Source organism: Achromobacter sp. RT286_PF (genome assembly GCF_059760425.1).
In genome coordinates this window covers 70,799-83,258 of record NZ_JCBAMR010000029.1, presented here as the reverse complement: position 1 = coordinate 83,258, position 12,460 = coordinate 70,799, and the positions used below count along the sequence as shown (strand labels likewise).

Sequence of the window (12,460 nt, the reverse complement as noted above, 5' to 3'; positions counted from 1 at the left end):
CGGCATCCCGCACATTCCGACAACCAGGCCGCCGCCGTGACCCGCGGGTGGCCGCGTCAGCCCGAGAAAAGAGGGAGGGGTCCACTACGGACCCGCCCCTTTTTGCATCACCGCGTCGCCGCCCGATGGCAGCGGCGTGGCAGGCTTATTGCACCACTTGCGACAGCTTGCCCGACGCGTATTGCGCGGCGATTTCCGTCAGCGGCAGCGCGCGGATCTTGCTGGCGTTGCCGGCGGTGCCGAATTCCGTGTAGCGAGCCACACAGATCGCCTTGGCGGCGGCGCGGGCGGGCTTCAGGTATTCGCGCGGGTCGAACTTTTCGGGGTTCTCGGCAAAGAAGCGGCGGATCGCGCCGGTCATGGCCAGACGAATATCGGTGTCGATATTGATCTTGCGCACGCCGTACTTGATGGCTTCCTGAATTTCCTCGACCGGCACGCCGTAGGTTTCCTTCATGTTGCCGCCGAATTCGCGGATTTCAGCCAGCAGTTCCTGCGGCACGCTGGAGCTGCCGTGCATCACCAGGTGGGTGTTGGGCAGGCGGGCGTGGATTTCCTTGATGCGGGAAATCGACAGGATGTCGCCGGTGGGCTTGCGCGTGAACTTGTAGGCGCCGTGGCTGGTGCCGATGGCGATTGCCAGCGCGTCCAGCTGGGTGCGGCGCACGAAGTCGGCGGCTTGTTCCGGATCGGTCAGCAGCTGGTCCATGGTCAGCTTGCCGTCGGCGCCGTGGCCGTCTTCCTTGTCGCCTTCCATGGTTTCCAGGGAACCCAGGCAGCCCAGTTCGCCTTCAACCGTCACGCCCAGCTTGTGGGCGACGTCCACCACCTTCTTGGTGACTTCGACGTTGTAGTCGTAGTCGGCAATGGTCTTGCCGTCTTCTTTCAGCGAACCGTCCATCATCACGCTGGAGAAGCCCAGGTCGATGGCGCCTTGGCAGACCTTGGGCGACTGGCCGTGATCCTGGTGCATCACGACGGGGATGTGCGGGTAGGACTCAACCGCGGCCTGGATCAGGTGCTTCAGGAAGCCTTCGCCCGCGTACTTGCGCGCGCCGGCCGAGGCTTGCATGATCACCGGGCTGTCGGTCTCCGCAGCGGCTTCCATGATGGCCTGGACCTGTTCCAGGTTGTTGACGTTGAAAGCCGGAATGCCGTAGCCGTTCTCGGCGGCGTGGTCGAGCAACTGGCGCATGGAGACTAGGGCCATGAGTGGTCCTCCTAAGTACTGTTTATTGAAATGGTTGAAGGCTTGCTGAATGGGGTGATTTTACGGGGGTTTCCAGGAAAGGTCTTGCAACCGCCGGTATCCAGTCCATTCAGCCGAGGACGGAAGGCGTACAACCGGTCTACGCCTTCAGCCTCCACCCAGCCCCCGCCCGACTCCGGCCCCGGTCTCAGGGCCGGCCGGCGTGCGGCACGTCCACCCGAGTCGTCAGAATGCGGGCTTCGGGCTTGGCGCGGCGGTTTGCCTCGATGAAATCCGGCGCGGCCGCCATGAACAGCGTGCAGCCGTCCGGACCGCCAAGCGCCGCGGCGAAGATGCCGAATTCGCCGGTATCGATCTGTTCCAGAATGGCGCCGCCCCGCTCCACCCGCACGATGCGCTTGCCGATGGCGTCCGCCACCCACAGCGCTCCCTCGGCATCCATCGCGCCGCCATCCGGCGCGATGGCGGACGCGGCGATCAGCACCGACAGGTCGTCGCTATCCGGCAACGGGCCGAAGTTGGCCCAGTCGCGGCGCGGGCCCAGTGCCCCCGTGGGCAGGATGTCGAATTCCGAGATCCGGTTGCCGAACGTCTCGTTGACAATCAACGTGTTGCCATCCGGCGTGATGAACGAGCCGTTGGGAAAGCACAGCCCATCGGCCACGGCCTGCGCAACGCCGTCCGTGTCCACCCGCACCAGCGTCGTGGTCGCGACGGGTTCGCCGGCCATCAAATCGAAACCGAAGTTGCCGACGTACGCCCGGCCCTGCGCATCCACCACCATGTCGTTGATCGGGCCGCCCGCCAGCGAGGACAAATCCGCATGCACGCTTAGCGTGGCATCCGCTTCCCGGCGCAGCACCTTGCGGTCTTTCATGGACGAGATCAGCAGGCGGCCATCGGGCAGCCAGCCCAGGCCCGAGGGCTGCTGGGGCACGCGGCAGATCAGCTCAATATTGCCCTTCAGATCCACGGCGATGACCTGCCCGGTATAGAAGTCCGACGCCCACAAGCGGTCTTCGTGCCATCGCAAGCCCTCCAGGTAGGTGTATCCCGTTGCCAGCACGGACAGTTCGCGTTTCGGCATTGCCTTGTCTCCTGTTATCGCCCCATCGGGGCCGGCTTTTCAAATGCGCCGCATGGCCGATGCGTTCGGCCGGGCGGACCCATTCTGTCACGTCAAAGGTGTTACGGATATGTCCCCAAGATGACAACTGACTGTCAGGTGGCGGGCGTTAACATCGCGCCCCAAGGGAAAACCCGTACCCCGGGATTTGCCTTGGCATCCCCAAAACCGGACCGCCTTTCCCGCCCCATGCCGGCGGGTCGACCCCCACCCCGGGGCGCTATGCGGCGGGTCCCTTGTTTCCGTTTTGATCATGAATACAAAGAAGCTGACGCGTTACATCGGCATCGCCATGGTGCTGGGCGTCGTGGTGGGCTACGTGTGCAACAAGACGGCGCAGGACGCGAAGCACGCAGCGGAAATTGCGTCGTACTTCAGCCTGGTCACGGACATCTTCCTGCGCATGATCAAGATGATCATCGCGCCGCTGGTCTTCGCGACGCTGGTGTCGGGCCTGGCCAGCATGAGCGACGCGAACGCCGTGGGCCGCATCGGCTTGCGCGCCATGGTGTGGTTCATCGCGGCGTCCGCCGTGTCCTTGCTGCTGGGCCTGCTGCTGGTCAATATCTTTCAGCCGGGCGCACACATGAACCTGGCGATTCCGGACGCGGGCATCACCTCGGGCCTGAAGACGGGCGACTTCACGCTCAAGGCGTTCATCGCGCACGTGTTCCCCAAGAGCATCGCCGAAGCGATGGCCAACAACGAGATCTTGCAGATTTTGGTGTTCTCGCTGTTCTTTGGCGCAGCGTTGTCGTTCATACGCGGCAAGGGCCACCACACGATCTACACCATGATCGACGAGCTGGCCAAGATCATGTTCCGCGTCACCGACTACGTGATGCGCTTTGCGCCGCTGGGCGTGTTCGCCGCCATGGCCGCCGCCATCACCACCGAAGGGCTGGGCGTGCTGGTCAGCTATGGCAAGCTGATTGGCGAGTTCTACCTGGGCCTGGCGCTGCTGTGGGCGATTCTGTTTGGCGTCGGTTACCTGTTCCTGGGCAAGTCCACGCGCCGCCTGGGCGGGCTGATCAAAGAGCCGACCTTGCTGGCATTTTCCACGGCAAGCAGCGAATCGGCCTATCCGAAGACCATCGAAGCACTGGAACGCTTTGGCGTGTCCAAGCGCATTTCGGGCTTTGTATTGCCGCTGGGGTACTCGTTCAATCTGGACGGCTCGATGATGTATCAGTCATTCGCCGTCCTGTTCATTGCGCAGGCTTACAACATTGAGATGAGCTTTGCGCAGCAGTTGACGCTGTTGCTGGTGCTGATGGTGACCAGCAAGGGCATGGCGGGCGTGGCGCGCGCGTCGCTGGTCGTGGTGGCCGCCACCCTGCCGATGTTCCATTTACCGGAAGCGGGCCTGCTGCTGATCATGGGCATCGACCAGTTTTTCGACATGGGCCGCACCGCGACCAATGTGGTGGGCAACAGCCTGGCCACGGCCGTCATTGCAAAACTGGAAGACGACCGCGACGATGCGGCGGCTTGATCGGGCTGTTGGATCGGGCTGCTTGATCGGGCCACGTAATCGGGCCACATGATCCGGCGCTTGACCGCGCCGCAAGCGCGGGAGCAACATAGGCTTCCCGTTCTTGACCTGCGGCGCGGCGTGCCATCCGGCAGCGCCCGCCCCATGCAATGCCATGACACCCCTCCCCCTGCGCGGCATCCTGGCGGCAATCGCCCTGGTTGCCGCCGCTGACGCAAACGCCTGGACCCGCATTTCCTGCGACCTGGCCGGCACAGTCACCACGCCCGCGCTACAGATGCGGCAAAGCCGCACCGACGGCACGACGCTGTCTCAAACCACGTTTCGTATCAAGGTCAAGGCGGCCGACATTCCGGAAGGCGCGCGCGCGGATACGGATTGCACCGAATTCGTAAACCGCGAAATGGACGTGTCGCTGGAGGACACGCCGCCCGGCCAGATTCGCCAGGGCAAGCCAATCAAGCTGCGCTACCGCTACGACGAATCGTTGGGGCAAAGCCTGTCGACAAAATTCGAGCTGGTCCGCTGAAGACCCCGCCGCCGCCACGAGGGCGGATCGGCGGAGCGCGCAACCGGCTTTCAGTGCTGGGTCAGGCTTTCAGTGCTTGATCGGACTGTCAGCGCCTGGCCGGGTTTTCAACTGCTTAGTCGTTGACCGAGCACGACACCGGCGCGCCGTCTTCGAATTCGACGTCATACGTGTGGACCGGATCCCACGGCAGCGTGAACCACAGTTCGTAGCCGTCGCCGTCTTCGTCGAACAGCCACAATGCGCGCAGCACGGCTTTTTCGGCCATGGCGTCGGCGGTTTCTTCCTGCAGCAACTGGTCGTCTTCCAGACCCAGCTTTTTGTAGTGCTCGTACGAATAGTTATCCAGCAGGAACTCGGCCGCTGCCAGGATGTGATCGTCAAGATTGTCGATGATGCCCTTGACCACCTTGGAGGCGCCGCTGTCGGGCTCTTCGCCATCCGTCTGGATCATGACGTGAATGGGGGGCCGGCCATCGCCGGCAGGCACGTTTTCGGCCGCCCACAGATCGGGTTCTTCGGGGTCTTGGGTGAAATTGAATCGTGCCATTGCGCGCTCCGGAAAATTGGATGGCGAGCCGAAAAAGTATCGGCTGCGCCTCAGGCCGTTACGCCTTTCGCCATTTAACCAGATGCGCGGCGACCCGTCTGTGGCTGCCCGCGATGTTTTTGACGCTACACCCGTTCCAGTGCCAAATGCGGCAGTGCGGGAAGCTCGGTTCGGATACTGTCGCCCGGGCAGACCGCCCCGCCCTCGATCACAATCCCCATCACGCCGGCGCGCCGTTGCAGGCTGCCGTCCGGGTTGCGGCCCAGCACGGCGGCCATCAGACCTTTCTGATATTGGTCCAGTTGCACGCACGGATTGCGCAACCCGGTGATTTCGATGATTGCGTCTTCGCCGATACGCAGTCGCGCCCCGCGTGGCAACGCCAACAGGTCAATACCGCGCGTGGTGATGTTTTCGCCCATCGTGCCTTCGGCCACATTGAAGCCGGCCAGTTGCAGCTCGTCGTGCAGTTCCGCCTGAATCAGATGCACCTGGCGCAGGTTGGGCTGCGTGGGGTCGGCCCGCACGCGCGAGCGATGCTTGACGGTCACCCCCTGATGCGCGTCGCCTTCGACGCCCAGCCCCTTGACCAGCAGGATGGTCGGCACGACCGGCTTGCTGAACGCATGCGTTGCGCTTAGCGCCACGGCAATCACGATCGGATTCATCGCGGTACTCCGGAAAAACAGGGTGTCATGCCGCCTCGCGTTGCGCTTCGGGCGACGCCGCCGCGTGCGTGCGCGTCGGCAGATAGTGCGTGGAGAATACCAGCCGGCCGGCCGACCAGGTGTGACTGATCAGTGGCAGCGCGCCAACTTGTGCCACTGCCACCAGATCCGCCCGCTGGCCCACCGCGATCCGGCCCCGATCGGCCAGCCCGCAGGCGTCGGCCGGGTTTGCCGTGACCAGCGCGATGGCTTGCGGCCAGCTCAGGTCGGTTTGCGCCGCCACGGCGAATGCGGCGGCGATCAGCGTGGACGGTTGGTAGTCCGAACACAGGCAGCTGGCCACGCCCGCGCGGATGGCGTCGATGGCGCGCATCGACCCGCTCTGGCTTTGCCCGCGCAACACGTTGGGCGCCCCAAGAATGGTGGGCAGGCCGCACGAGACCGCCGCGCGCGCCGTGTCCAGCGTGATGGGGAATTCGCTCATCGACACGCCCAGGTTACGCATCGTGGCGATGCGCTGCACGGAATCGTCGTCATGGCTGGCGGTGGCGATGCCCAGCGCATGCGCGTGCGCCAGCAGTGCCTGCACGCGCGTCACCGCCCCGTCCTTGGCGCGTGTCTTGGCGTGGGCCGCCTCTTCGGCCTGCTCGCGGCTCATGGCGTGGTTGCCCATCATGTATTGCAGATAGGATTCCAGCGTCTTGAACTGCCCCTGCCCCGGCGAATGGTCCATCACCGACAACAGGTCCACCGCGCCTTCGTCCATCAATGCGCGCAATACGTCCACTGAGGTTGGGTCGGTGACTTCGTAGCGGCAATGCACGCGGTTGTCCACCAGGCTGTGCGGGCGGAACGCATGCACCGCGCGCACCACCTGCGCCGCCGTCTGGTTGTTGCGCACGCCCCATTCATTGTTGGCGAAAGACAGCGCATGAAAAGGCGTGGTGATGCCCGCGGCGGCGTTGCGACGGTCGACCTGCGCCACCGCGAAATCGAACGGAAACAGCACGCGCGAGCGGGGTTCCGCTTCCTTTTCGATGGCGTCGCAATGCAGGTCGATCAGGCCGGGCATCAAGGTCTGGCCTTGCAAGTCCACCACGCGGTCCGCCCGCGCGCCGTCCGGCTCGATGGCCACGATGCGGCCGTCATCGATCAGCACCGCGCTGTTCTCCAGCACGCGGTCGGGCATGATCACGCGGGCATGGGTCAGGTATGAGCTTGGCATGCGGGCTCCAGGGCAAGCGTGGCGGGCGGCGCGGGGCGCAACGCCAGGGTTTTGGTGGCAACGGCGTCGCGCACTTCGGCGTCGTGAAAGATGCCCAGCAGGCAGCGGCCCGCCGCCAGTGCTTCGTGGATCAGCGCGATGACCACGCGGCGGTTGTCGGCATCCAACGACGCCGTGGGTTCATCCAGCAACAGAATCGGATGGCGTGCAATAAAGCCGCGCGCGATATTGACGCGCTGCTGCTCGCCGCCGGAAAACGTGGCGGGCGCCAGGCCCCACAAACGCGGCGGCACATTCAAGCGTTGCAGCAAGGCGCCGGCCTGCTCGCGCGCATCGGCGGCGTCCACGCCCGCCACGCGCAGCGGCTCGGCCACCACGTCCAGCGCGGACACCCGCGGAATGACGCGCAGGAACTGGCTGACGTAGCCGATGACGTCGCGGCGCAACGCCAGGATGCGCTGTTCGGGCGCGCCCACCAGCTCGACCCATTCATCATGGGCGCGCACGCGGATGCTGCCTTCGGTAGCCAGGTAGTTGCCATACAGGCAACGCAGCAAGGTGCTTTTTCCGGTGCCCGACGGGCCGGCCAGCACCAGGCAATCGCCGGCGGCGGCGGTCATGTCCACGGCATCCAGCACGGGCAGCTGCATGCCGCCCTGGTTGTGCAGCGTGAACCGTTTCACCAGCCCCCGCACTTCGATCATGGGTAAGGATGCATGCATGGTCAGCTCTGCAAAATGGAAGACACCAGCAACTGGGTGTAGGGGTGTTGAGGGTCGTCAAGAATCTGGTCGGTCAGCCCGCTTTCAACCACAACGCCGCCGCGCATCACCAGCGTGCGATGCGCCAGCAGCCGCGCCACCGCCAGGTCATGCGTGACGACGATGGCGGCCAGGCCCAGGTCCGTGACCAGTTGGCGCAGCAGGTCCAGCAGCCGCGCCTGCACGGACACGTCCAGCGACGCCGTGGGTTCGTCCATGAACACCAGGCGCGGGTGCGTCACCAGGTTGCGGGCAATCTGCAAGCGCTGCTGCATGCCACCGGAAAACGACACCGGCGTATCGTCCAGCCGACCCACGTCGATCTCCATCTTTTGCAGCCAATTGCCCGCCACGGCGCGCAGGTCGCCGTAGTGCCGGTCGCCCACCGCCATCAGCCGCTCGGCGATATTGGCGCCCGCGCTGACCTGCATGCGCAGCCCGTCGCGGGCGTTCTGCCGCACGAAGCCCCAATCGGTGCGCGACAACAATCGCAGCCGCGCGCCTTGCAGGCCGGCCAGGTCGATGAAGCCCTGGTCACGCGTGTCGTACCAGACGCTGCCGGCATCGGGCGCGGTCTGGTGCGACACGGCCGACAGCAAGGTGCTTTTGCCCGAACCCGATTCCCCCACGATGCACAGCACTTCGCCCGGATACAGGTCAAAACTGACGTCGCGGCAGCCGTGCACGCCGTCCCACGTGCGGGTCAGCTTGCGCACGGAAAGCAGTGGATGCGCGTTCATGCGGCGGCCTCGTTGTCGCGTTGCTGCGTTTGGCGGTGGTTGCAGTATTCGGTGTCCGAACACACAAAGCGGCGTGTGCCGGCGTCGTCCAGGATGATCTCGTCCAGATAGCTGTCACGCGAGCCGCACAGGTCGCAGCATTCGGCCCAGGTTTCCACGGTGAACGGGTGATCGTCGAAGTCCAGGCTCTTGACCGAGGTATAGGGCGGCACGGCGTAGACGCGCTTTTCGCGGCCGGCGCCGAACAGCATCAGCGCGGGGCTGCGGTCCAGCTTGGGATTGTCGAACTTCGGGATGGGTGACGGCCGCATCATGTAGCGGTCGTTCACGATGACGGGGTAATCGTAGGTGGTGGCAATGTGGCCATGCTGCGCGATGTCTTCGTACAGCTTGACGTGCATGCCGCCGTACTCGGCCAGCGCGTGCATGGTGCGCGTTTCGGTTTCGCTGGGTTCCAGCCAGCGCAGGGGCTCGGGGATGGGCACCTGGAACACCATGACTTGCCCTTCGCGCAGCGGGGTTTCCGGGATGCGGTGGCGGCTTTGCACGATGGTCGCTGCGGGCGTGGACGTGGTGGTGGCCACGCCCGTGACGCGGCCGAAGAAGCGGCGGATGTTGATGGCGTTGGTCGTGTCGTCCGAACCCTGGTCGATAACCTTAAGCACGTCATCCGTGCCGATGATGGCCGCCGTTACCTGGATGCCGCCCGTGCCCCAGCCATACGGCAGCGGCATTTCGCGGCTGCCGAACGGCACCTGGTAGCCGGGGATGGCCACGGCCTTGAGCAAGGCGCGGCGCAACATGCGCTTGGTGGATTCGTCCAGGTAGGCAAAGTTGTAGTGCTCGTCGCGCGGGACCGTGGCGTTGGCCATCGCGTCCGCCTTGTTGTTCAGCGTTGCATTCGTGTTCGGGGTCATTGCGAAACAGCCTCGTCCATCAGGTCGCGGGAAGCGGGTTGCGGGGCGTGCCGGTCGGCGCGCAGCCGGCGCAGCAGTTCCAGGTTGGCCTGGAAGTCCACGTAGTGCGGCAGCTTCAAGTGCTGCACAAAACCGGACGCCTCGACGTTGTCGCTGTGATACAGCACGAATTCGTGATCGTTGGCGGGTGAGTCGGCGCGCTCGCCCAGCTCTTGCGCCTTTAGCGCACGGTCCACCAGCGCCATCGACATGGCCCGGCGTTCGCCGTAGCCGAACGTCAGGCCGTAGCCGCGCGTGAACTTCGGGCCGTCTTCGCCGTTGCCGGCGAACTGGCTGACCATCTGGCATTCGGTGATTTCGATTTCGCCCACCGTGACGGCAAAGCCCAGCTCTTCCACCATCATGTCGACTTCCAGCGTGCCGTAGCGGATCTCGGCGGCGAAGGGATGGGTGTTGCCATAGCCGCGCTGCGTGGAATAGCCCATGGACAACAGAAAGCCTTCGTCGGCGCGTGCCAGGTTTTGCAAGCGTGCCGGGCGCGATGCCGGAAATTCCATCGGCTGGCGCGTCAGGTCGAAAGGCTCGGGGTCGCCCTCGGGCACGGGTTCGGCGTCGATCAGGTCATCGTGCGCCAGCAGGTCCGTCACGCGCGGCATGTCGCTGTCCAGCGCATCGGCGCCCGGGGGCAGCGCGTCGGCCTCGCGCTGGGCCGCCAGCGTGAAGTCCAGCAGGCGCTGCGTGTAGTCGTAGGTGGGGCCCAAAATCTGCCCGCCGGGCACATCCTTGAACGTGGACGAAATGCGGCGTTGCAGGCGCATGGCGCCGGTGTCGATCGGCTGCGTATAGCCCAGCCGCGACAGCGTTGTGCGATAGGCTCGCAGCAGGAACACGGCTTCGATCTGGTCGCCGGCGGCTTGCTTTAGCGCCAGCGCGGCAAGTTGCGGATCGTAGAGCGAGCCCTCGGCCATCACGCGAGACACGGCCAGCGGCATCTGTTCGCGGATCTGGTCCAGGCTTAGCTCGGGCACCTCGCGGTTGCCGCGGCGGTAGTCGTCCAGCATGCGATAGGAATTCAGGATGGCGCGCTCGCCCCCTTTGACGGCGACGTACATGTCAGTTCTCCACGCGCGTGGTGCGCGGCAATCCACAGATCCGCTCGCCTTGCGTCAGGAACACGTCGACGCCCAGCGGGAAACGTTGGTGGTTCAGGCGCCATTCGCGCCAAAAGCCGTCGGGCAAGCCCGCTACCGACAGCGTGTGACGGGTCTGGATGCCGGGGCCGCCGAGGCTGACGGTGTCATGCGCGGCGTTCATGACGCCGTCGTCGGCCAGCGCGTCGACGTCGATCAGCAAAGTGGTGGACAGGTCGGGATATGCCGGGTCGCCCGCATGGCAGGCCGACAGCGCGGGCGCGGCGTGGCCGGACGGCACGGCGGCAAAGCGGGCCAGCGACGGCGACGGCACGAAGGGGCATCCGCAGTGAAAGCGCAGGAACGTCACGACGTCCTCGTTCACGCCGGGGGGCAACCACAGCGGGGTGTCACCGTCCACCAGCGTCAGCAACAACGCCGTCATCGCCATCGAAAGCCCGGCGGGCACGCCGGTGCGCGCGGTGATCCGCTGGATGCGACCGGGATGCGCCAACGCGCGCAGCGCGGCGCGGAAGGTGGTTTGCGCATCGTTGACGGGGTCGGCAAAGCCGGGCAGCAGGCCGCGCCGCGCGGCGGGCGCGGCGTCGGTGCGGATCGGCAGGGCCTGGGCTTGCAGGTCCTGTGCTTGCGCGCTTTGTGCTTGCAGGCTTTGTGCTTGCAGGCTTTGTGCCTGCATGGTCTGTGTCGGCATGTCAGTCCTCGCCCCGCACCATCGTGAAGAATTCGACCTTGGTTTGCGCGGCCACGCGGGCCTGGGCATCGACCTTGTCGGCATGCGCCCGCGCCAGCGGCTGGATCACTTGTGCATCCACCGTGTCGTGCCATTCGGGCAGTTGCAGCAGCGCGTCGGCCACGGCGGCCTGTTCGGCGTGCCGGGCGCTGCGCCCCTGCACATAGGCCATGCCCACCACGCCGTCGGCCAGCGTGACGGCGCAACGTGTCACCGTCATTTCGCCAAGGTTGAAGCGCGCCCCGGTGCCGCCGCTACGCGCCCGCACCATCGCCATGCCGGTCTGCGCGGGCCGCAGCATCTGGTGGGCGGGTACGCCGCCCAGCCCGCTGAAAGCGCCTTCCAGCGCGGCCGGGTCGGCCAACGACAGCACGCGCATCCAGGCGGCGCGCCTGGCGTTCGCCGCGGTCTGCCCTGCTTGTGAGTGATCCATTATTTCCTCTACACGTCTAGACGACTGGATGAAGTATGATCGCTGACAAATTGAAGTTCAACAGTCTGGCGTGAATTTTTGATGACAGTTGCGGCGGCGATGCATCGGCTGCACATCGCCTACCCGGCCGCCGCCGCATGGTGCACAATCACAGCCATTCTTCATGAAGCTGATGTGACAGCAAGAGCGCACCCCATGGTCGAACGAGGTTCCGGCATCGCCGTCTGGCGGCAAATTGGCGAGTCCCTGGCGGACGACATCCGCAACAAGCTCTATATGGCGGGCGAACAGCTGCCGTCCGAGCCCGAACTGGCCGCCAAGTTTTCGGTCAACCGGCACACCATCCGCCGCGCAATGGGCGAGCTTGAGCAAAGCGGGCTGGTGCGCATCGAACAGGGCCGCGGCACGTTCGTGCAAGAACACGCCATTGATTACGCCATCGGCAAGCGCACGCGCTTTTCCGAAAACCTGCGTAGCCAGGGCGTGCTGGGCCACCAGGAAGCGCTGGGCAGCCAGACGCTGCGCGCCGCCGATATCGCCAAGCACCTGGGCCTGGCTCGCACTGCGCCGCTGTTGCGCGTGCAGATTGTTGGCAAGGCCGAAAACCGAACCATCAGTACCTCTGAACACTACTTCGACGAAAAGCGCTTTCCCGATTTTGCCGACCGGCTGACCGCGCTGCGCTCGGTGTCGAAGGTGTATGGCCACTACGGCATTGGCGACTACACGCGCAAGTGGTCGCGCATAACCGCCACACTGCCCACGCCCGAAATCGCGCGCTTGCTGGGCCAGCCGAAAACGCGGCCCATCCTGCAAGTGGAAGCCTTGAACGTGGACCAGGACGGCGCGCCGTTGCAATACAGCATCACCCGCTTTGTCGGCGACCTGGTGCAGCTGATGGTGGCGGACGACAGCTGATCGGCCG

At 65.1% G+C, this 12,460-nt stretch carries 14 protein-coding genes; 3 read left to right on the top strand and 11 right to left on the bottom strand.

The window, feature by feature from the left end:
* Positions 1–145 precede the first annotated feature (145 nt).
* Positions 146–1,210, bottom strand: coding sequence for a class II fructose-bisphosphate aldolase (gene fba, locus AC6LJY_RS20535; RefSeq protein ID WP_046804412.1), 1,065 nt, complete (start codon positions 1,208–1,210; stop codon positions 146–148).
* A gap of 187 nt (positions 1,211–1,397) precedes the next feature.
* Positions 1,398–2,297 carry an SMP-30/gluconolactonase/LRE family protein gene (locus tag AC6LJY_RS20530; RefSeq protein WP_314359858.1) on the bottom strand — a complete coding sequence of 300 codons (900 nt, stop codon included), beginning with the start codon at positions 2,295–2,297 and terminating at the stop codon, positions 1,398–1,400.
* 292 nt (positions 2,298–2,589) lie between these two features.
* Here AC6LJY_RS20530 and AC6LJY_RS20525 point away from each other — a divergent pair, with 292 nt between their 5' ends.
* Both AC6LJY_RS20525 and AC6LJY_RS20520 read left to right on the top strand, forming a co-directional pair.
* Positions 2,590–3,831, top strand: a complete 1,242-nt coding sequence (locus tag AC6LJY_RS20525; RefSeq protein WP_498136645.1) for a dicarboxylate/amino acid:cation symporter — start codon at positions 2,590–2,592, stop codon at positions 3,829–3,831.
* A gap of 154 nt (positions 3,832–3,985) precedes the next feature.
* Positions 3,986–4,360 (top strand): hypothetical protein, encoded by a 375-nt coding sequence (locus AC6LJY_RS20520; protein ID WP_046804404.1) that lies wholly within the window; start codon positions 3,986–3,988, stop codon positions 4,358–4,360.
* A gap of 115 nt (positions 4,361–4,475) precedes the next feature.
* On the opposite strand, the gene AC6LJY_RS20515 is transcribed toward AC6LJY_RS20520, so the two are convergent.
* From AC6LJY_RS20515 to phnG, 9 genes are all read right to left on the bottom strand, one after another.
* Positions 4,476–4,910: a hypothetical protein gene (locus AC6LJY_RS20515; RefSeq protein ID WP_046804403.1), complete on the bottom strand. Its 435-nt coding sequence runs from the start codon at positions 4,908–4,910 to the stop codon at positions 4,476–4,478.
* 125 nt (positions 4,911–5,035) lie between these two features.
* The gene (locus tag AC6LJY_RS20510; RefSeq protein WP_104144580.1) at positions 5,036–5,578 is read right to left on the bottom strand and encodes an MOSC domain-containing protein; all 543 of its coding nucleotides are present in this window, start codon (positions 5,576–5,578) and stop codon (positions 5,036–5,038) included.
* A gap of 25 nt (positions 5,579–5,603) precedes the next feature.
* On the bottom strand, positions 5,604–6,803 hold the full coding sequence (locus AC6LJY_RS20505) for an alpha-D-ribose 1-methylphosphonate 5-triphosphate diphosphatase (protein WP_046804401.1): 1,200 nt from the start codon (positions 6,801–6,803) through the stop codon (positions 5,604–5,606).
* The gene (phnL, locus tag AC6LJY_RS20500; protein ID WP_498136644.1) at positions 6,785–7,525 is read right to left on the bottom strand and encodes a phosphonate C-P lyase system protein PhnL; all 741 of its coding nucleotides are present in this window, start codon (positions 7,523–7,525) and stop codon (positions 6,785–6,787) included. The genes AC6LJY_RS20505 and phnL overlap by 19 nt, the downstream gene beginning before the upstream one ends.
* Before the next feature lie 2 nt (positions 7,526–7,527).
* Positions 7,528–8,304 carry a phosphonate C-P lyase system protein PhnK gene (gene phnK / locus AC6LJY_RS20495; protein ID WP_046804399.1) on the bottom strand — a complete coding sequence of 259 codons (777 nt, stop codon included), beginning with the start codon at positions 8,302–8,304 and terminating at the stop codon, positions 7,528–7,530.
* Positions 8,301–9,176 carry an alpha-D-ribose 1-methylphosphonate 5-phosphate C-P-lyase PhnJ gene (locus tag AC6LJY_RS20490; RefSeq protein ID WP_498136648.1) on the bottom strand — a complete coding sequence of 292 codons (876 nt, stop codon included), beginning with the start codon at positions 9,174–9,176 and terminating at the stop codon, positions 8,301–8,303. Before AC6LJY_RS20490 ends, phnK begins: the two co-directional genes overlap by 4 nt.
* Positions 9,177–9,217: 41 nt before the next feature.
* Positions 9,218–10,333 (bottom strand): carbon-phosphorus lyase complex subunit, encoded by a 1,116-nt coding sequence (locus AC6LJY_RS20485; protein WP_046804398.1) that lies wholly within the window; start codon positions 10,331–10,333, stop codon positions 9,218–9,220.
* 1 nt (position 10,334) lies between these two features.
* Positions 10,335–10,973: a phosphonate C-P lyase system protein PhnH gene (gene phnH / locus AC6LJY_RS20480; protein WP_485801407.1), complete on the bottom strand. Its 639-nt coding sequence runs from the start codon at positions 10,971–10,973 to the stop codon at positions 10,335–10,337.
* A gap of 91 nt (positions 10,974–11,064) precedes the next feature.
* The gene (gene phnG / locus AC6LJY_RS20475) at positions 11,065–11,535 is read right to left on the bottom strand and encodes a phosphonate C-P lyase system protein PhnG (protein WP_046804396.1); all 471 of its coding nucleotides are present in this window, start codon (positions 11,533–11,535) and stop codon (positions 11,065–11,067) included.
* A gap of 195 nt (positions 11,536–11,730) precedes the next feature.
* Between phnG and phnF the strand changes: the two genes are divergently transcribed.
* Positions 11,731–12,453, top strand: a complete 723-nt coding sequence (gene phnF / locus AC6LJY_RS20470; protein WP_314359846.1) for a phosphonate metabolism transcriptional regulator PhnF — start codon at positions 11,731–11,733, stop codon at positions 12,451–12,453.
* The last annotated feature ends 7 nt before the right edge of the window (positions 12,454–12,460 follow it).